The organism is Candidatus Weimeria sp. HCP3S3_B5, from assembly GCF_052064335.1.
Taxonomy (GTDB): Bacteria; Bacillota; Clostridia; order Lachnospirales; family Lachnospiraceae; genus Weimeria.
In genome coordinates this window covers 1-20,715 of record NZ_JBQHVU010000004.1, presented here as the reverse complement: position 1 = coordinate 20,715, position 20,715 = coordinate 1, and the positions used below count along the sequence as shown (strand labels likewise).

Here is a 20,715-nt window from a genome sequence, read left to right as displayed (position 1 = left end):
GCCTCCCCTGATGCTGTGTCCGAATGTCTGTTCGTAGTATATCACATCACGTGGAAGCTGTAAAGATTTTTTTGTAAAAAAGATGCCTGTTTTTACAATTTTTATATGACCCGCTTATAGAAGCGGACGGTGAATTCGGCGCCGTGCGGGCGGATATTTGATGCTTTTATCGTGCCGTTGTGGGCTTTGATGATGTCACGGGATAAGGCGAGTCCGATACCGATGCTCTGTGACGAGGCATTTTCACCACGGTAGAAACGCTCGAAGAGATGAGGAAGGTCAGATTCTTTGAAGCCTTCTCCGGTATCTGTTATGACTACTTCTGTAAAAATGGCCGTTTCTTCCGCTCTTACACTAATAGTGCCACCAGAAGGCGTGTGCTCAACGCAGTTTTTTATCAGATTGCCCAAAGCCTCGGCGCACCACTCCCTATCACCGATAAATGCAGCATCACCGCATGAAGCATCAAAAGCTATCCCTTTAAGCTCCATCGGGATCAGCAGCGGTTCAGCTGCCTTTTCTATCACATCAGAGACATTGATCTGTTTCTTTATGAATGCCACAGTGCCGGAATCAAGCTTTGCTATTTTCAGAAGTGCTTCGGTCAGATTTTCCATTCTGGCAAGTGAATCCTTCAATTCATGTATATGCTTCCGGTAATTGTCACTGTCCGCACCGTCATCAGACAGGAGATTTACAGTCAGATTCATAGCGGTAAGCGGAGTCCGAAGCTGATGGGATATGTCCGCCAAAGCCTTACTCATACGAAGCCGGTCTTTATCACTCGTCTCAGCCTGTGAGCGAAGCCTTACAGTCATTTTGCGAAGCTCAGAATAGAGGATATAAAGCTCGCCCTCCTTCGCGTTTCTGATGGTAAGCTCTTCTTTACCATGCAGCACCTTGTCAACCTCATCAGACAGTTCCGCTATGTCCTTAAGCCTCACCATCGTATATGATCCAAAAACAGAAATACAGACGGCCTCAGCAATCAGTGCAATCAGAGCCGCCATCTTGTCATACAAAAATAAAATGGTCAGATCACATACCAGACTGGCCATCACCATAATACAAAAACACCATCTGAACTTCGCATTCTTCCAGATATTCAAAGCCAAAGCCTCCCTTTTTCATACCATACGGTAACCAAGACCCCTGACAGTCATTATTATCTTTGGATTCTGCGGGTCATCCTCTATTTTCTCACGGAGGCGCTTGATATAGACAGAAAGAGTGTTGTCGTTGACAAAATTCCCAGCGATATCCCAGACGTCCTCGAGAAGAGCTTCCCGAGACAAAATCCTACCTCTGTTCTCTACAAAAATCTGAAGAATCCTGAATTCGAGAGCAGACAGCACGATATCCTTCTCACCTTTACTAATTTTTCCACTGTTCATATCTATAAACAGATCACCTATTACAATCCGTCCATTGTCATGCTGATACTTCCGTAACGCATTCTTAATTCTCGAAACCAGCTCCCTCGGTCTGAAAGGCTTTGCGATATAATCATCCGCGCCCAGATCAAAACCAGCCACGACACTGGCCTCATCCCCAGACGCCGTCAGAAAGATCACCGGAATATCGTATTCGCTTTTTATCTCCGAACACAGCGAATAACCGTTTCCATCCTTAAGCGAAATATCTAGCAGCACTATATCAAACCTGTCAGCCTTCAAAGCTTTTAATGCATCCCGCTGCCCCGGCACCGCCGTAACAGCATATTCCTCTTTCTTCAGATACTCTATCAACGAATCTACGATTGATTTATCATCTTCTACAAGGAGTATAGAAATAATCATCAGAAACCTTTCTGTAAAATACGCGCGGTGTTCTTTCCCTCACCGCGCGGACTTACTCATATATTCTCATCCTTGAGCGCATCGATCAGATTCGCGGCACTGATCCTCTTCTCCGCAAAATGCATCGATATGAATATCACCGCAAACACCACCGCGATCGCAATAACTATCGGCACCACCGGCAGATAAAAAGCTGACTCTATATTCACACTCACTATGCGCCAGATAGCAAAACTTATCAGTATCGCCACCGGAATACCAATGATCAGCGCCTTCGTACCATACTGAAGGCTTTCGGCCTTAAGCATTTTTCTAAGGCCCCGCCTCGACATTCCTACAGAACGAAGCATAGCGAATTCACGTTTTCTAAGTATCACGCCGGTAGAAATGATATTAAATACATTTGCAGCTGCGATAAGCGATATCAGGATAATAAACCCGTATATAAAAACTCTTGCCGCAAATACCATCATCCTCATAGACATCGATGATTCAGCCTGATCTATCACATCACCATTCAGGTTTTCTGACTTTATCTGATCATCAAGCTCAGAAGTCATTTTCTCATGGTCGCCTGTCTTAAAATACATCTGACAGCTCATATCTATATTCTGCTTGCCAGAAGGCATGATATCCTTCCCGTAGACAGCTTTCATGGCAGATATCGGGAAATACACTCTCGACACATCAGTCTCAAACCATGGTTTTTCCTTTATCTCAGAGCCTATTGTAACACTTCCTGCCTTTACAGGGAATGCATCCTGCTTTATGACTTTAAACCTGATACTTTTCCCGCTTCCGTCCACATATCTCTGCTGGTTATATATGATACCCACAGGCTTCTCCGGATCCATATATTTTTTAGCAGAAAGTCCATTCTCCTGACAAAGCTTTTTAAATGTATCATCATCTAAGAACCCGATATTCAGGTTCACCTGGCCATTGTCTATATAGGTATTCTCTATGAATTCATCAGTCAGGTAAGCCTGCTTTACCGGAAATGCCTTTTCAGCTACATCTGCTTCCATATACATCGAAGCCTCACTCACTTGTTCCTCACTCTTATACTGATCCCAGAGCCTGTTTATCTCTTCAGAATAATGCTTTGAATAGAGCTGCGCTATCACATCGGCACTCGTCCCCTGTGCGATCGAATTATCGACTTCTTTGCTGATGCCCTCCACAAACGATGAAGCCGAGATAAACAGCACCACGCTTAGGAAAATAGAAAATACCGTCGACCTGCTCCGCTTCCGGTTCCTGCAATAATTTTTCTTTGCCATCGCACTGTAAAAATGCCCTCTCCTTAAAGCCTTCTCTCCGGCCTTTCTGCCACTTTTATCTATACTTACCTCACCGGACTGTCTTACAGCATCGATAGGCGATATACGAACTGCCCGGTTCGCTGGCTTTACCGCTGAAAGAAGCGCCATTATAAGACAAAGAAGTATTGCAGCTATTATTATCTCCGGGCTTAATACCAGATGAATATGACAGCCTGTTCCCTTCGCGTACATATCAAAGGTAGGACTCAGTGCATATAGAGTTATACCTATCCCAGCACAGCCTATCAAAAGCCCTATCGGAATACCGATAGCTGACAGGATCATCGCCTCATAATAGACAGATGAGCGTATCTGCTTTTTGGTGGCTCCGAGAGATCGGAGCATCCCGTACTGTCTTATCCTCTCATTTACAGAAATAGCAAATGAATTATAGATAAGTGACACTGAACCGAATAGGATCATTACGATAAGCACTAATACCAGTCCATCTATTACCATTTTCAGACTGCTTCCTTCGCTGAAAATGCCGTAGAACTTCAGCAGATATGTATGAGCCACAGCATTAGAAAGCACTGGCGTGTTCTTTACGGTATGGTTGTAAAGATACGGATTTTTGAGGGTGAAAGCTATATTTGTAACGCCATCACCCTTATCGGCTGTAGTAAGCGCAACAAATCCAGGCAGATTCAAGGATACCAGATCATCAGACGGTCTTTGACAGATACCGACTACAGTATAAGTCCTCTGATCAGTATTGTTCAGCTTCTCTCCTTCCTGATAACTGTCACTATTCAGAAGCTGCTTTCCCTTGAATGAGCGGGTTCCGACAGTAAGCTTAATAGTATCCCCGACCCTTATCTTCCGGTATTCGCTATTACTGCTATTTGCCATATTTGATGAAACCAGAAGCTCTCTGTTATTCTTCGGCATCCTTCCTGATATGACACTAACAGGCAGAAGACCATTTTTCCTGTCAGCTGACAGGATGCTAAGATACGGATCCGACTTGCTGTCTTTATTTACTTTGGCAAATCCAACTTCCCTGAACTCCTCGATTTTCTGAATACTGTCAAGTTTTCTGACCTTTGGTACAGTCTCAGGAGATACATTCTGAAGAAGGCCGTGATACTCTCCGCTCAGATGAGATTCGATATCCCTCATGAATACGAGGCCGCTCCAGGCACCCTCTAAAACTGCCGTAAAAAGCGTCATTGACAGAACTATGCCAATTATGGTAACAATAGTCCTGACCTTATTTTTCTTTAGTATCCGTATTGTCAGTCTGTGAAATATATTCATGCTCTAATCCCCTCATCACTTACTATCCTGCCATCCTCTATAGCTATCATTCTGTCAGCCTGCAAAGCTATATTCTCATCGTGGGTTATGACTATAAGAGTCTGCTCGTATTTCCTATTCGACTCCTTTAATAGTTCTATGATCTCCTGACTGTTGACAGAATCCAGGTTCCCGGTAGGCTCGTCAGCTAATACCACGGCAGGAGATGTAATTAAGGCCCTGCCTATCGATACCCTCTGTTCCTGCCCTCCTGAGAGCTGGTTTGGCAGATTGTGGATCCTGTCCTTTAGTCCCAGCGTACTGATAAGCTCGTGCAATAGCTTTTTATCAGGATTTCTGCCATCCATCAGAAGCGGCAGAGTGATATTCTCCTCCACATCAAGTGATGGTATCAGATTATAGAACTGGTATATAAGTCCGACCTGCCTCCTCCTGAAAATAGCCAGTTCCTCCTCATTCTGTGCATATATGTCCTGTCCGTTCAGATACACTTTTCCTGATGTCGGCTTATCTACGCCTCCCAGGATATGGAGAAGCGTTGACTTTCCGGAACCCGACGGCCCTATGATCGAGACGAACTGTCCTCTTTCTATCGTAAAACTCACGTCATCAAGGGCATGTACAACCGTCTCTCCCTGTCCGTATATTTTTTTCAGATGCTCAGCTCTAAGTATTTCCATGGTTGTTTTCTCCTTTCTATGCTCCCATAATACACAAAAAAAGTGACACCCCGGTGACAGAATGCATATGAATTCCGTCATCTGGATGTCACTTCAAAGCTGTTAGTTTACTTAGCAGCTGCTTCTTCCTTTGCTTTCTCATTCTCTTCCCCGAACATTTCCTGAATCGTGTGCCATCCGAGCACTGCACACTTAACACGTGCCGGCATATGGCTCACGTCCTGAAGGACGCCTGCCTCTTCAAGCTCATCCTTCTCTTCATCGGTGATGCTTCCCTTTATCATCCGAAGAAAAATATCTGCCAGATGCAGTGCCTCATCCTTTGACTTCCCTATGATCAGGTCCATCATCATATCGGCAGAAGCCTGTGAAATGGCACATCCATCACCCTCGAACGCACCATCCACGATCTTGTCATTGTCATCAACCTTGAGATTGATAATAATATCATCACCACAGGACGGGTTTACGCCCTCGAGCGTCAGATTTGCACCGTCTATATGATGCTTATGAGCCGGATGAAGATTATGATCCGTCACAAGCTCCTTGTAAAACGTAGAGTTAGCCATCTAATCCCATTTCCTTTCTTATGCTGGTAAGAGCCTCGAAGAAGCGGTCTATATCATTCCTGTCGTTGTAGAAGGCCATTGACGCCCTGACTGTAGAAAGAGTCCCTAAGTATTTAAGCAGAGGCTGGGCGCAGTGATGACCGGCCCTGATCGCTACATCATGCTCATCAAAGATCGCTGCACAGTCATGAGGATGGACTCCCTCGACTGTAAACGTTATGATACCATGATGCTTAGCTGGATCCGCTGATCCTAAGATATGGACATAGGGATAATCCTTCATCTTATCCATTGCATAGGCTGTCAGATCCTCCTCGCGCTTCATGATCGTATCCCATCCGAACCTGTTTATGAAATGGATTGCCTCTCTTAGTCCTACGGCTCCGCCCACATTTACGGTACCGGCCTCGAACTTGTGAGGAAGCTCTGCCCAGGTGGCGCCCACGGTCGTCACATACTCTATCATCTCGCCGCCAAAAAGGAATGGAGGCATCTTTTCAAGCAGGTCCTTCTTACCGTATAAGACGCCTATGCCCATTGGCGCATACATCTTGTGACCTGAGAAGGCCAGAAAGTCACAGTCCAGGTCCTGCACATTTACAGGCATATGAGGCACTGACTGGGCTCCGTCAGCAACAAGGATTGCTCCATGCCTGTGGGCTACCTCGGCAAAGCCCTTTATGTCATTTTCTCTTCCGAATACATTTGAGACCTGGGTCACGGCAACGATCTTAGTCTTGTCTGAGATGATCTTCTCAAGCATATCAGGAGTAAGTGTCCCGTCCTTCTCACAATAGAGATAGGTAAGCTTAGCTCCTCTAGCCTTGCAGGCCTGCTGCCAGGGGATCATATTCGAATGATGCTCGGCAATAGTAGTTATTACCTCATCTCCCTGATCAAGAAAGCTCCTGCCGTATGAGTATGCGACAAGATTTAAGCTCTCAGTAGCATTTCTGGTAAAAATGATCTCAGACTTGTCGGCAGCACCTATAAAGTCAGCCACCTCCTGTCTTGAGTTCTCATATTCATCAGTCGCATCTATAGAGAGCTGGTAGAGTCCTCTGAGAGGATTGGCATTATTTTCCTTGTAATATCTGCTGGCAGCCTCAATCACACATGGCGGCTTCTGAGTCGTAGCGGCATTATCGAGATAGACAATGTTCCTTTTCTCCAGAATCGGAAACTCTTCTTTAATATCCAACCAAATCCTCCTTATTACTCTCCGGTCTGAAAATAATCCTTTGCCAGCTTTCTTGTCTCTTCATCACTGATCTGATCAGCGATCGCATCTATCCTGGCGCGGGCCATCATTTCATAGACCTCACTTTGATCCATTCCGCGGCTCTCCAGATAGAAGAGAACGTCGCTTGCAAGCTTCCCTATAGTAGCACCATGATTACCCTCTACGTCCTCCTCAGCACAGAGGATCACAGGTATGGTCTTGTTCCTTACGGTCTTATCCATAAGGAGCACGTCCTCAAGCTCGTCACCCTTGGCTCCCTTGCAGCCCTTGATGAAATCTATTGTACCACGGAAGGTCTTTTGTGACCTGTCGCGAAGGATACCATTGGCATAGATATTGCATTTTGTCTTCTGACCGGTATGGCTTGCTATATAGTTTACATCGAGATTGTCATCTCCTGTCATATAGTAGCCCAGCTTCATATCAATCTCGCTGGCTGTGCCGCTCAGATGGTTCTTAACTCCGAGGAAGATATCCTTTCCGCCAAGAACTATCTGGACCAGATTAAACCTTCCTCCATCCCCTATCTGGGTGCCTATATCGTTCATAAGAACTGAGCCTTCTCCTGTTCTCATAACAGAAAAAAGTGTAAGCTCAGCGTCCTTTGCGATATTTACAGCTGTCTGGACAGCCAGCTGGCCATCTGACCCGTCAGATGTAAAATTCATAACGGCCAGGCCCTTTTTCCCTTCAGCTACATTTATCATGACCCTGTCTGAGACAGCCTGATCCTTGCCTGTCTGATACCGGAGGCGGATCGGATCAGCCATATCGTAATCTATATCAAAGACCCTGGCCTTTTCTTCCTCCTTATCAAGGAAGTCAGTAAACTCTCTACCTATTCCTCCGTCAAAGTCCTTTGGAAATGTCTCCTCACCTGCTCTTACCTTATCAGGAATGCAGACCTTTGGTGCTGCCCCTCCGGTCAGCTTCTTTACCTGATAAGAAGTATCGTTCATCCTAAGCCAGTTCCATGTAGGAGAAGGAAGGACATTTAACTTTAATTCACTCATTATTATCTCCTTTGTTTGTCACTGGTCAGCCTATAGCGCCCTTCATTTCAAGCTGTATCAGATTATTCATCTCTACAGCGTACTCGAGCGGAAGCTCCTTTCCTACATTGTCAGCGAAGCCTGAGACTATCAGGGCTCTTGCGTCCTCCTCACTCATACCGCGGCTCATCAGATAGAAGACCACATCGTCAGAGATGCGGCCGATCTTGGCCTCGTGTCCGACATCAGCATCGGATGTCCTTATGTCCATTGCAGGAATGGTATCAGACCTCGATATATCATCAAGCATCAGGGACTGACATGATACAGAGGACTTGGAGCCTGTAGCATTCTCTGCGATCGTCACAGCGCTTCTGAATGTCGAGATACCGCCATCCTTGCTGATACTTCTGGTATTGACATATGAAGATGTATCAGGTGCTGCATGGACTACCTTGCAGCCTGTATCGAGGTTCTGTCCCTTTCCTGCGAAGGTAACAGAAGTAAACTCTGAACGTGAACCCTTACCTGCAAGCACGCTCATTGGATATAGATATGAGACATGCGATCCGAACGATCCGCTTATCCACTCTATCTTTCCGCCTTCCTCGACACGGGCGCGTTTGGTGTTCAGATTGTACATATTCTTGGACCAGTTCTCTATTGTCGAGTAACGCAGAGTGGCATTCTTTCCGACAAAGAGCTCAACGCAGCCTGCATGGAGGTTTGCCACATTGTACTTAGGTGCTGAGCAGCCCTCTATGAAATGAAGATATGCGTCGTCATCTACTATGATAAGGGTGTGCTCGAACTGTCCTGCCCCCTTGGCATTGAGTCTGAAGTATGACTGAAGAGGAAAATCGAGATGGACTCCCTTAGGAACATAGACAAAGGATCCACCTGACCAGACTGCTCCGTGAAGGGCAGCAAACTTATGGTCTGTAGGAGGAACAAGCTTCATGAAATGTTCCTTTATCATATCGGCGTACTCGCCGTGAAGGGCACTTTCTATATCGGTATAGACGACTCCCTTTTCGGCAACCGAATCCTTAACATTATGATAGACAAGCTCTGAATCATACTGGGCGCCGACTCCGGCAAGAGACTTTCTCTCAGCCTGAGGTATACCCAGCTTCTCGAATGTGTCCTTTATATCGGTAGGGACATTTTCCCAGTCGTTTTCCATCTTGTTGTCATGGGGTCTGACATAGGTGACTATATGATCCATATCAAGACCCTCGATCGATGGTCCCCAGTCAGGAACCGGGATCTGATTATAGATATCAAGCGACTTCAGCCTGAAATCCCTCATCCATTCCGGATCATTCTTTTCCTTTGAGATCTGCTTTACGATATCCGGAGTAAGTCCCTCGTCTACCTTGTAGGCGTCGTCCTCTGAATACCGGAAATCGTACATACTGCGGTCTATGTCTTTAACTACAGCCTTTTCCTTCATTTATCGATTCCACCTTCCCTGAGGTATTTTTCGAATCCGTTTTCATTTATATCATCTACCATCTCAGGACCGCCGTCCTTTATGATACGGCCATTTGCCAGGATATGGGTTTTATCTACCTTAAGCGACTCAAGGATCCTTGTCGCATGGGTGATGATAAGAAGGGCTCCGCCAACCGTCTTCTTGTACTCCTCTATTCCGGCGCTTACTGTACGGACAGCATCGACATCCAGTCCTGAGTCTGTCTCATCAAGGATTGCAAGCTTAGGACGGAGCATAAGCAGCTGGAGGATCTCAGCCTTCTTCTTTTCACCGCCTGAAAAGCCTACGTTCAGATCACGCTCAGCATAGGAGGGATCCATATCGAGGACCTTCATGGTCTTCTTCAGATCCTTCATGAAATCCCAGGCCTTTATATGCTCTCCTGTCTTATTCTCGATGGCTGTCCTGATGAAATTCGCCACTGTGACACCCGGTACCTCTACCGGATTCTGGAAGGACATGAAGATACCTGCCTTGGCGATCTTGTCTGTAGACTGGCCCGTGATATCATTTCCATCGAAGATGATATGTCCATCTGTGATCACATATCTGGGATCAGCCATAAGCGATGAGCCAAGAGTCGACTTTCCGGCTCCGTTTGGTCCCATAAGGACATGTACCTCTCCCTCTCCTACATTCAGATCTATGCCGTGAAGGATCTCTGTATCCTCCTCTGCAAGCTTTACCTTAAGGTCCTTTACCTGAAGGATATCTGCCATTTTCTTTGCCTCCTTAACTTTTATATATGAAGCATAGCATCAGCATATGCTAAAATCCATTGTTTTTACAACGATATTTATTATAGGGTATGGGGGTATTCTTTTCAATGAATATTTGATGAAATATGTGTTTTTTTATAACAACAAAAGAGCCGGTCATATGACCGACTCTCTTCTGCTTTACTTTGCATAATCTGTAACTCGTGATTCCCTGATCACGTTTACCTTTATCTGTCCCGGGTACTGAAGCTCATTTTCGATCTTCTTAGTGATATCCCTGGCCAGAAGAACCATATCCGCGTCAGATATTTTCTCAGGAACTACCATGACACGAACCTCTCTTCCTGCCTGAATGGCAAAAGACTTGTCGACGCCCTCAAAGCTGTTGGCGACGTCCTCTAACTGCTGAATCCTGTTTGTGTAATTGTCAAGTGTCTCACGTCTCGCTCCCGGTCTTGCAGCGCTTATGGTATCAGCTGCCTGAAGAAGGATAGCGATAAGTGATTCCGGCTCCACGTCCCCGTGATGGGCCGCTACCGCATTGATAACGATCGGAGCCTCTTTATATTTCTTGCAGATATCCACACCGAGCTGAACATGTGACTCTGACTGTTCCTGCTGGTGATCAACTGCTTTTCCGATATCGTGGAGCAGACCGGCGCGCTTTGCTATACGCACATCGACTCCGACCTCTGCAGCCAGAAGTCCGGCAAGCTGCGATACCTCTATGGAGTGCTTTAAGACATTCTGTCCAAAGCTGGTACGGTACTTAAGTCTGCCTAAGAGTCTGATTTCCTCTGTAGCCAGTCCATGCACCCCTGCATCAAGAGCAGCCGATTCACCCTCCTCACGGATGGTATTCTCGACTTCCCGCTTTGCCTTATCGACCATTTCCTCAATACGTGCCGGATGGATGCGGCCGTCCACGATAAGCTTCTCAAGAGCGATCCGCGCGATCTCGCGGCGGACCGGATCAAATGCAGATAAAACTACCGCTTCCGGTGTATCATCAACGATGAGTTCTACTCCGGTAAGGGTCTCAAGGGTCCTTATGTTTCGTCCCTCACGACCGATTATCCGGCCCTTCATCTCATCGTTAGGCAGCTGCACTACAGAGATTGTCGACTCGGCCACATGCTCGGCTGCACATCTCTGGATCGCGGTGACCACGATATCCTTTGCTTTCTTGTCAGCCTCGTCCTTGGCCTCTGCCATTGCTTCCTTGACGTACTTTGCTGCGTCTGCCTTCACATCATCCTGTACAGTTTTCAGTAGATATTCTTTTGCCTGTTGGGAGGTAAGTCCTGAGATTCGTTCGAGTTCCTGTACCCTTTGCTCATTCAGCTTCGCTACTTCCTGTTTTTCCTTTTCGATCCTTTCCTCGCGGGCTATAAGCGACTGTTCCTTCCTGTCCGCACTCTCGAGCTTCTTGTCCAGATTCTCTTCCTTTGAAGCGACACGGGATTCAGTCTTGGAAATCTCGGCTCTGCGCTCCCTGATCTCCTTTTCCAGATCATTCTTAGAACGCATGGCCTCTTCCTTGGCCTCGATAAGGATCTCCTTTTTCTTGGTCTCAGCAGTCTTTACAGCCTCGTCGATAATGGCACGGGCCTGCTGCTCTGCACCTCCCACCTTCCGTTCAGTGACTTTCTTGTGGTAGGAGCTGGTGCCAAGAATGCTTGCAGGAATTGCAATCAGAAGCGTTACCGCTACAGCGATTATTGTTGTAAGCACAGGAGCACCTCCTTAATAGGTTTATGAAATTTTTACCTTTCTATTTTATTGTATAAGGCTTTTTCTGTCAAGAAAATTTTCACCTGACAGAGGTCTGTCCCTTATCGCGGATGACTCCGAAATATCTGCTTGTCTCCTTTGCACAGACCCCTGAAAGGGCCAGAAGTCCTATGATATTCGGTATGGCCATAAGACCGTTGAAGATATCGGCAAGGGTCCATACGAAGCTTACTGTCATATATGGTCCGATAAAGACGCAGAATATATACAGCCATCTGTAGGCCCTTATCACAGCAGGCTTGTCGCCTACCAGATACTCAAGGCATCTCTCGCTGTAATAGTCCCAGCCAAGTATAGTGGTCGATGCGAAAAACACAAGGCATATCATAAGGATAAAGGACGCAAGGCCTGACGGTAAAGGAAGTCCATTAACAAAGGCTCTCGTCGTGACACTTACTCCCTCAAGGCCCACGTTCCATGAGCCTGTGATTATTATAGCAAGTCCTGTCATGGAGCAGATCACTATTGTATCGATAAAGGTACCCAGCATAGAGATAAGTCCCTGCTCAGACGGATAATCGGTAACAGCTGCAGCTGCTGCTATAGGCGCAGATCCGAGTCCTGCCTCGTTTGAAAAGATACCTCTTGCTATTCCGTTTCTCATCGAAGCGATTATAGTACCTGCCATACCTCCTGCAAGAGCCCTGATTCCGAACGCTCCCTTGAAGATCTGGACAAAGGCGTCAGGAACCCTGGTGATATTTGTAAAAAGAAGTAAAAGTACAGTTCCTACATAAAGGATGGCCATGAAAGGAACTATTCTTTCAGCGACAGCCGAGATCCTCTTAAGGCCGCCTATTATCACAAGGGCTATAAAAACAGTTATGATGATACCGGCACATACGACAGCTACAGAGGTATCCTGTCCAAGTATATTAACTGTATGTTTTGATAAAGGATCAAAGAAATTCTTTACCGCTCCTGTGATGCCGTTTATCTGGGTAAAGGTTCCTATTCCCATAAGGCCTACGCAGACGCCGAAGAATGCAAAGATCTTTGCCAGCCATTTCCACTTCTCTCCCATTCCCTTCTCTATATAATAGAATGGGCCTCCGATTATATGTCCGTCCTTTCCCTGCTGCCTGAAATGCACTGCAAGAGTACACTCGGCATACTTCGTAGCGGTCCCGAATATTGCCGCAAGCCACATCCAGAACATGGCTCCCGGTCCTCCGGCAACTATAGCTGTTGCGACTCCGACTATGTTTCCTGTACCTATCGTCGCAGAAAGCGCTGTACATAGAGCAGCGAAGCCACTTACCTCTCCCTTTCTGTCTGATTTCTCATCCTTTGAAAAAAGATTCTTAAATCCCTGTATGAACCCTCTGAACTGGATGCCGTGAAGCCTTATCGTAAGGAATATGCCGCTACCAAGGATAAAGACCATAAGCGGGATTCCCCAGACATAGCCGTCGATCGTGCTAAGTAACTTAGTAAATGCCTTCATTGTTGCTCCTTTAACTTACTAAAATGATAAAAACTGCGTTAATTCTACCACAAAATATGAATTTATGATAGAATGTTTATCATGAAGAACAAGAAAAATCTATTCAGAGGGGCTGTCCTTTTACTGACGGTCCTTTTCTTTTTTCCTATAGATGCGAAGGCCTCAGACATAAACGTACCAAAGCTTCTCGGCCTCTATACCCAGACAAATGCTGACAACAGCTATACCGTCCGAATCACCTTCTCTGCCACCTTTAACAGCACCTGCTATATATACAGAAAGCCCCTCGGAGGCAGCTACCGCCGTATCGGCAAGGTAAGGGCAGCTATTTCAGTAACAAGCTTCACCGATCATAATATGCCCTCTGTCTCGGACTACGTCTATACGGTAAGAGAAAAGGGGATGGGAATATATTCCAACAGGCTTAGCGACTACGATCACGAGGGCCTTATGACCATCCGCGGCAGGGCCACAGTCACCGCAAGATCAGGGAACTTAAATTCCCGGATCAGATGGCGCCCTGTAAAGGGTGCCGACGGCTACCGGATCTACCGCAAGATGGACAGGGGACATTTCAGACTCATAGATCAGGTCGATAAGAACCGGGTCACCTTTACCGATGTCTACAGCAGGACCTTCTCTCCTGTCGAAAAGAAGGAGTTCTTAAGCTACGGCTGCTACCTTGACACATCCTCGCATATAGCCTGCTATACTGTAAGGGCCACACGCCGCAGCATTGACTTCGACAAGATCTCTCTGTCTCCTTTTGAAAAGGACGGCTACTACAGGCTGCAGGCTCCCATTATCATTAATTTCAAGAAAAAGGGACTTGACAGGGGATGCCTTACCTTTACAAGCGTCCCCTATGCCAATCTCTATCTGGTAAAGCTTATCTATAAGGATGGAAAAAAGAGACGCTATTACTCCTACTCGTCGCTCTATTCCACAAATGAGACCTATATAGACAGTGATGTTCCGATAAGAAAAGGGATGGATTACTGCGTATATGCCTATGCCACAAGAAACGGCAGGACCATATCAGCAAGAAGCTCTGACTTCACGCTTAAATACAGGAATTACTCTGTCCATGATATCCTCTATATAGGAGACTCGATCACCTACGGAAGCCCCTACAAGACAGACATCAACCGTTATATCTTCTCATATCCATGGAGAGTAATGGAGCTTACCGGATCAGACTATTATAATGCTGCGATACCCGGGGCCACTCTGGCCTACAGCAATGTGAGCACAGCCCCCTTCCACCGCTTCAGGATAATAAAGGACGTGATCCCCCGCATAGCGCTTGGAAATACGCCGAACTGCCCTCCGGGTCTTCTCACACCCAATAAGAAAAGTTTCTCTGACTTCGATACAGTGATCCTCCTTGCCGGAACCAATGACTATACCGACCTGATCCCTGTAGGAGATATAAGCTCAGATGATGAAAGGACCTACTGCGGAGCCATGAACAGGGCTCTTGATATCATATCTAAGGCAAACGATAAGCGAATAAAAAAAGGCAGGACTCCTGTAAAGATAGTCATGCCTGATCTGATCTATTCTGACCGCTGCAATAATTTCACTATAAGGCAGAGCCGCTTCAAGACAAAAAATGCGATAGGCTTTACCCTGAAGGACTATGAAAGGGCCAGGAACTCGGTTATAGAGCGTCACAAAAGCCAGGGGCTTAAGATCTACCGTTTCCATACCAAGTCATTTGTAGACCAGAAAAACTGCCCTTACTCAACAGCTGACAACCTGCATATGACAAGATATACCTATGAGAAAATGGGTGATTCCCTTACAAGGTTCCTTGTAGAAAAAGTCTGGCCGGACTGAGATCATAGCCTGATCTCTGTCCTGCTGCCTCCGCTCCTGCCTTTTTCTACTACTATCTGCTTTTCTATCTTATCCTCAAGTTCCTTTACATGTGAAATGACTCCGACCATCCTGTGGCCCTCGGTAAGAGAGGATAGTGCCTTATATACCTGATCCAGCTTTTCTGTATCGAGGCTCCCGAATCCCTCATCCACAAAAAGCGTATCTATCTGCACCCCGCCGGCCAGATTCTGTATCTCCTCGGAAAGCCCAAGAGCCATTGACAGGGAAGCTAAGAACTTCTCTCCCCCTGAGAGTGAGCCCACATCTCTGGTCGTGCCATTATAGTGGTCTATTACCGATATATCAAGTCCGGCCTTTCCCTGTGTCGAATAATCAGTCCTCCTTATAAGCTCATACTGGTTATCAGACATGATAAGAAGCCTTACATTTGCCCGCCTGATTATCCTGTCCAAATATCTCATCTGTACAAAGGCCTCAAGCCTTATCTTGCTCTTGCCGCTAAGCCTTCCGTTTGCTGTCTGATCAAGATAATTCATCCAGGTGTAGCTTTTCTCAAGAGCTGAGATCTCTTCTGCTCTTTTCCTAAAGCCATTGCAGGCATTCATGTTCTGGTTCAGTACGCTGTAAAGCTGCTGGAGCTGTCCTGAAAGCCCGCTTATCTGTTCAGACAGCATAAGCCTCTTATCCCTGAAAGCCCCAAGGTCGATCTGCTCTTTGGCAGCTATCTGCTCCTTTAGCCCGTTTATCTTTCCATCTAGTGCATCCGAGGCCTCCTTTACCTCACGAAGCCTCTTGTCCGCCTGATCATACTCTCTCTGAAGGGATTCAAGCCTGTAAGAAAGGTCCTTGATATTCCCCTCTGCCTCCCTCTTGTCGGCAAACTCCAGCCCTCCTCTTATCTCCTGATTTCTGGCCTTCTCCTGCAAAAGAACGGCTTCCTCAGCTGAGATCTGGCCGGAAAGCTCCAGGGCATTCTGCCTCATAGTCTCTATTCCCTCAGAAAGATCCGATATGGTCTTCTCTAGCTCCTGCCTTTTCCTGCTTTTCTGCTCCAGCTCTTCAAGACGCAGGGTAAGCTCCTTTTCCTTCTCACTGCCTGCCCTCTCAAGGTCAGAAAGCTTACTCCTGCACTGATCAAAATCCCCTTCCCCGGTAAGAAGGGTCATCCTTTCTATGCACTTCTCCCTTAATGTATCAGCCGCAGACTTAAGAGAGCCGGCCTCTATACTGGCTTTTCTTTCCTTTTCAGAGGCCGCCTCAGCCTTTTTCTGAAGTTCATCCAGCTCCTTTTCCGAAGGAACATAGTCAGACTTTACAGCAGGGGCCGGATGGTCAAGGCTTCCGCATACAGGGCAGGGCTTTCCTTCATGCAGATACTCCTCCGCAAGTATACCTGCCTGTCCCGAAAGGAATGCTCCTCTTGCCAGTCTGTATCTTTCATTTTCCTGATCAGAAAGCTGGTGCAGACTGATAAATCTTATCCTGCTCTTCTCATACTCCTGCTGCTTTCTGTCAAGATCCTTTAAATCCTTTTCTATCTCCCTTATCCTATTTTTCTGCTCCCCTATCCTCTCAAGCTCATTTCTGGTACGTTCTATATCAAGGCCTGCTGACTCAAGAGTCTTAAGGATACCATCATCTTTCTCCTTTTGAGCCAGGCTGCTCTTAAGCTTAGCGTCAAGGGTCTCATTCTCATTCTTATATGAAGCAAGCTTATCCTCAGATGAAGCGACTTTTTTATCTGACTCTGCCAGCTGGTCATAAGCTGCAAGTCCTTCCTTCTTTACAGTGATGTTCTCTCTCAGCTTATCCCTTTCACAAGCGGTCTTCTCGGCCGCGGCAAGCCTCTCTCCAGCCTGCTTCTTTTCCTCTAAAAGCGCCTCCTGCTTTTTCTGTTCTGATACAAGCGTCTCACGGGTCTTTTCTATTGTCTCGGCCTGTCCTATGGCCTTATTTACCTCCTCTAATTCCTTGCCAAGAGTCTCGCTCTTATCCTTAAGCTCCCTGTATCTGTTCTGATCGGCCTCTATCATCTGACCAAGCAGACTCTTAGTCTCCTCTGCCGTAAGAAGTCCCTCCCTGGCCCTCTTTGCCTCCTCCTCGAATGGACTTCCGGGAATAAAAGTGATATCCGATAAGTACTGCTCTGAGCTCTTTTTCGTATCAAGCAGACGGCCCTTCAGCTCCCTTGTGTCATCAACTATCCTGTTAGAGATCCGGTCAAATATCTCTGTTCCGAACAAATCCCTGAATATCCTCATCCTCTCTTCAGTTCCGGCTATCAGTATCTTCTGGAAATCACCCTGGGCAAGCATGACTATTCGGGTGAACTTCTCCTTATCAAGGCCTAGAAGGTCCTCCACAGAAGCATTTACTACCTTCCGTCCTGATACGACCCTGCCGTCAGGAAAGGAAAGCTCTGCGTTTTCATTTTCCTTTGTCTGGCCGCTTCCTCTCCTGGCCGGACGCATATAAGAGGGGTTTCTTTTAAGAGAATATATATCCCCCTTATGAGCAAAGGTAAGAGCCACATAGGTCGGCTGGGATGGCTCGGCATACTTTGACCTCAGCATATCGGCCTTCCTTGTATCTCCGCTTGCCTCACCGAACAGGGCAAATGTGATGGCATCGAATATGGTCGTCTTTCCTGCTCCGGTATCTCCAGATATGAGATAGAGTCCCTCACTGCCAAGCTTATCAAAATCTATAGTCTCTTCTCTGGCATATGGTCCGAATGCCGACATCACAAGCTTTACAGGTCTCACTGCTCACCCTCCTTTACCTGATCTATCACTCTGCCCAGATAGGTCCTCTGCTCCTCGTTCATCTCCTGTCCGTTCTGCTTCAGATAGAGATCTGAGAAAAGCTCCATCTCTGTCATCTGATCGCTCTCCGCGGCCTCTGTAATGACCTCTAAAGCCCTGGCTCTCTTATTATCATAGGAAAGCTTTATGATATTGGGATAGACCACGCGAAGCTTCTCTATAGCCCCTGGCACATCGTCCTCATCTGTAAGGACTACTCCTATATAGTCATCGGTCTTAGTCCCTTCATAGCTGTCCCTTCTCATCAGATCATTGTAAAGTCCCCTGATCTGTCTCATATCATGTCTCGGCTCAAGCTCCCTTGTCGTGACTGAAAGGCTTCCCTTCTCCCCAAGCTCGACTATGGTCACTGACTTGGTCTGATCCTTTTCCGACAGGGAATACTTAAGCGGGGTCCCGCAGTATCTGATCCTGTCGGAGCCAATATTCTGAGGCCCATGTATATGCCCAAGGGCTGCATAGTCGAAGCTTAAAAAAAGGTCTGTGCTTATATTATCAAGGCCTCCGACTATTATCTCCTCAGAATCGCAGGTAGATGCCCCTGTCACGAACTGATGGGCAAGGATCACATTTCTCTGATCCTCATCCACCTCCATATGCTCTATCACAGTCCTTATAGCATCATTATAGCTTTCTATCTTCTGATCCCCGAAATATCTCCTGACATCAGCTGGCCTCAGATATGGCATCAGATAAAAATTCACCTGACCGTATCCGTCCTCCTTGCTGAATACCCGAATACTCCCCTCATAAACCGGGCTAATATGTATGCCGGACTTATCTATAAGCGATCCCGCATATGATAGCCGCTCAGCCGAATCATGATTGCCACTTATGATACAGGTATCAAGGCCCATGCTCTGATGCGCCTCTGCAAGCTCCCGCAAAAAATCATCCATAAGCTCTACCGCCTCTGCCGACGGCTGTCTCGAATCGTAGACGTCTCCCGATATCAGAAGCAGATCCGGCCTCTCATCATAGATAAGGATAAGTATCTGTTTCAGTATAAATCTCTGATCCGAGATCAAAGAATATCCGCTGACCCTTTTACCTATATGCAGATCAGAAATATGGAATAGCTTCATAGATTTTCTCTTTCTCCTTACAAAAATCCTGCATAAGTTTTCCAACTGCCAAAAACACATGAACCAAATCAGGATGACGGGGCTTGATATCCTTATACCTTATCACTTCCCTGTCAGATCATAGCCCAGAAGGGCAGCCCTGCGACGGAAATCAGCCTCGTCTGTTACCCCATACTTCCTTGCCTTTTCAACTGCACAGGATAGATCGAGTGTTCCGTCCAGTACCAGATCACAAAGAGTACTCAAATTACCTTCTTCACGTCCTTCCTCAAGCCCCTCTTTTTTTCCTTCCCTTCGGCTCTCTTCAAGCTTCATTGCAAAAGTCATATAATCAGTCCTCCATTTCTCATGTGAGATGTTTTCTTTTACAAGCTCGTTGAGTCTCCTTGTAAACCTGTCGGAAGCTTCGTTCCTAGCTATAAACCAGAGCAGTGATCTAAGCCCCTCAGATATTTCCTCGCCAGAGCCTGAGGCATTCAGAAATATCTTCTCGGTCCCGTCATTAAGAGCCAGATGCTTATCCTCGGTGCAGTAGTTCCTGAAGGAATACTTGCTGCGTCCCTCAGAGAATGGATCCTTCAGCAAGATAAAAATGATACAGCACTTCTTCAGCTCTAAGAAGCCAGATCCCCTGCTAATAGTATTCAGATCTATCATCCCTGATAGTATCTGGTCCTCTCTGCCAGGTCATTTTAACCCCATTATAACAGCAAAAAACGGGATTGGCTAGTTATATTTCAGGATAAATAAAAGCATCAATTTTAGGCATTGCTGCTTGCAATAAGAAGAGCAGATCCTATGCAGTTGTCCTCGATTATCAGCGCATGATGAACGGAGAAGCCACGGCTATATCCTAACTCAAGAGATGCGGATACAGGTGTTCAGTGAAAAGGAGAAAATGCAAATGAACACAAAGGTAGCAAAGAAGAACAACAAGGGCTTCACTCTTATCGAGCTCATCGTAGTAATCGCAATCATCGCAGTACTCGCTGCAATCCTTGCTCCACAGTATCTGAGATATGTGGAGAAGTCGAGGGTGACATCAGATGAGTCAACAGCTAAGGAGATCAAGAACGCAGTACAGACAGCATGTGCAGATGACGCTGTATTCACATCACTTCCTACTGATAATGATACGACGGTTGAATGGACTCCAGGAGAAGCAGGCTCCAAAAACGGTGTACTTAAAGTGGGTGATGCAGTCGTCTCTTCTACAAGTACAGGATTAGCTGGTGAGCTTTATAAGACAATAAAGGATGTGCCTAACATGAAATCAAAGAAATGGCAGAAGGCTGGAAAATACACAGTTAAAGTGAGTGTAGATTCAACGGATAGTTCTGTCAGTCTTTCAGAACAGTTAGGAACTCCTTAACCATAAATCTGCAGCCACTTTGTTATTTCAAAGAATAATGTCTATGCGATTTAAAGCTTTATAAAACAGATAATAATACTATCATCCCCGTCCCCTGGCGGGGATGTCTTTTTGTCACGATTACGCGCGTTGAAAAAGCATTTGTAAAAAAGAGGCTTCATCAGTTTGTGTGGGTAAGTAGTAGCCTCGGCTACACACCCTATCCTTGTTCTGCTTGACTGCCAACTAGCTGGTTGGATGCCCTGTGTCAAGGGTTTCTGCG

Annotated in this window: 16 protein-coding genes; 2 read left to right on the top strand and 14 right to left on the bottom strand. The window is 46.4% G+C overall.

Annotated elements, in window-relative coordinates; genetic code table 11:
- Nucleotides 1-101 precede the first annotated feature (101 nt).
- The 11 genes from ACTNCK_RS03120 to ACTNCK_RS03070 all read right to left on the bottom strand — a co-directional run bounded on the left by ACTNCK_RS03120 (nucleotide 102) and on the right by ACTNCK_RS03070 (nucleotide 13,326).
- The gene (locus ACTNCK_RS03120; protein WP_441080912.1) at nucleotides 102-1,109 is read right to left on the bottom strand and encodes a sensor histidine kinase; all 1,008 of its coding nucleotides are present in this window, start codon (nucleotides 1,107-1,109) and stop codon (nucleotides 102-104) included.
- 18 nt (nucleotides 1,110-1,127) lie between these two features.
- Nucleotides 1,128-1,799, bottom strand: a complete 672-nt coding sequence (locus ACTNCK_RS03115) for a response regulator transcription factor (protein ID WP_441080911.1) — start codon at nucleotides 1,797-1,799, stop codon at nucleotides 1,128-1,130.
- A gap of 56 nt (nucleotides 1,800-1,855) precedes the next feature.
- Complete coding sequence (locus tag ACTNCK_RS03110) at nucleotides 1,856-4,384, bottom strand: ABC transporter permease (protein ID WP_441080910.1); 2,529 nt, start codon at nucleotides 4,382-4,384, stop codon at nucleotides 1,856-1,858.
- Nucleotides 4,381-5,064: an ABC transporter ATP-binding protein gene (locus tag ACTNCK_RS03105; RefSeq protein ID WP_441080909.1), complete on the bottom strand. Its 684-nt coding sequence runs from the start codon at nucleotides 5,062-5,064 to the stop codon at nucleotides 4,381-4,383. Before ACTNCK_RS03105 ends, ACTNCK_RS03110 begins: the two co-directional genes overlap by 4 nt.
- A 107-nt stretch (nucleotides 5,065-5,171) precedes the next feature.
- Nucleotides 5,172-5,633, bottom strand: coding sequence for a Fe-S cluster assembly sulfur transfer protein SufU (gene sufU / locus ACTNCK_RS03100; protein WP_441080908.1), 462 nt, complete (start codon nucleotides 5,631-5,633; stop codon nucleotides 5,172-5,174).
- On the bottom strand, nucleotides 5,626-6,834 hold the full coding sequence (locus ACTNCK_RS03095; protein WP_441080907.1) for an aminotransferase class V-fold PLP-dependent enzyme: 1,209 nt from the start codon (nucleotides 6,832-6,834) through the stop codon (nucleotides 5,626-5,628). Before ACTNCK_RS03095 ends, sufU begins: the two co-directional genes overlap by 8 nt.
- A gap of 14 nt (nucleotides 6,835-6,848) precedes the next feature.
- Nucleotides 6,849-7,889: a SufB/SufD family protein gene (locus ACTNCK_RS03090; RefSeq protein ID WP_441080906.1), complete on the bottom strand. Its 1,041-nt coding sequence runs from the start codon at nucleotides 7,887-7,889 to the stop codon at nucleotides 6,849-6,851.
- A gap of 25 nt (nucleotides 7,890-7,914) precedes the next feature.
- Nucleotides 7,915-9,324 (bottom strand): Fe-S cluster assembly protein SufB, encoded by a 1,410-nt coding sequence (sufB, locus tag ACTNCK_RS03085; protein WP_441080905.1) that lies wholly within the window; start codon nucleotides 9,322-9,324, stop codon nucleotides 7,915-7,917.
- The gene (gene sufC / locus ACTNCK_RS03080) at nucleotides 9,321-10,085 is read right to left on the bottom strand and encodes a Fe-S cluster assembly ATPase SufC (RefSeq protein WP_441080903.1); all 765 of its coding nucleotides are present in this window, start codon (nucleotides 10,083-10,085) and stop codon (nucleotides 9,321-9,323) included. The genes sufB and sufC overlap by 4 nt, the downstream gene beginning before the upstream one ends.
- A gap of 180 nt (nucleotides 10,086-10,265) precedes the next feature.
- Complete coding sequence (rny, locus tag ACTNCK_RS03075; RefSeq protein WP_441080902.1) at nucleotides 10,266-11,819, bottom strand: ribonuclease Y; 1,554 nt, start codon at nucleotides 11,817-11,819, stop codon at nucleotides 10,266-10,268.
- A gap of 79 nt (nucleotides 11,820-11,898) precedes the next feature.
- Nucleotides 11,899-13,326: an alanine/glycine:cation symporter family protein gene (locus ACTNCK_RS03070; protein ID WP_441080901.1), complete on the bottom strand. Its 1,428-nt coding sequence runs from the start codon at nucleotides 13,324-13,326 to the stop codon at nucleotides 11,899-11,901.
- 81 nt (nucleotides 13,327-13,407) lie between these two features.
- Between ACTNCK_RS03070 and ACTNCK_RS03065 the strand changes: the two genes are divergently transcribed.
- Nucleotides 13,408-15,168 carry an SGNH/GDSL hydrolase family protein gene (locus tag ACTNCK_RS03065; RefSeq protein WP_441080900.1) on the top strand — a complete coding sequence of 587 codons (1,761 nt, stop codon included), beginning with the start codon at nucleotides 13,408-13,410 and terminating at the stop codon, nucleotides 15,166-15,168.
- 2 nt (nucleotides 15,169-15,170) lie between these two features.
- Here ACTNCK_RS03065 and ACTNCK_RS03060 read toward each other — a convergent pair whose 3' ends face one another.
- The 3 genes from ACTNCK_RS03060 to ACTNCK_RS03050 all read right to left on the bottom strand — a co-directional run bounded on the left by ACTNCK_RS03060 (nucleotide 15,171) and on the right by ACTNCK_RS03050 (nucleotide 19,738).
- Nucleotides 15,171-17,936, bottom strand: coding sequence for an AAA family ATPase (locus ACTNCK_RS03060; RefSeq protein WP_441080899.1), 2,766 nt, complete (start codon nucleotides 17,934-17,936; stop codon nucleotides 15,171-15,173).
- A complete protein-coding gene (locus ACTNCK_RS03055) occupies nucleotides 17,933-19,081 on the bottom strand; it encodes an exonuclease SbcCD subunit D (RefSeq protein WP_441080898.1) in 1,149 nt (382 codons plus the stop codon). The genes ACTNCK_RS03060 and ACTNCK_RS03055 overlap by 4 nt, the downstream gene beginning before the upstream one ends.
- Before the next feature lie 102 nt (nucleotides 19,082-19,183).
- Nucleotides 19,184-19,738, bottom strand: a complete 555-nt coding sequence (locus ACTNCK_RS03050; RefSeq protein WP_441080897.1) for a hypothetical protein — start codon at nucleotides 19,736-19,738, stop codon at nucleotides 19,184-19,186.
- 247 nt (nucleotides 19,739-19,985) lie between these two features.
- Between ACTNCK_RS03050 and ACTNCK_RS03045 the strand changes: the two genes are divergently transcribed.
- Nucleotides 19,986-20,453 carry a prepilin-type N-terminal cleavage/methylation domain-containing protein gene (locus ACTNCK_RS03045; protein WP_441080896.1) on the top strand — a complete coding sequence of 156 codons (468 nt, stop codon included), beginning with the start codon at nucleotides 19,986-19,988 and terminating at the stop codon, nucleotides 20,451-20,453.
- Nucleotides 20,454-20,715: the final 262 nt, after the last annotated feature.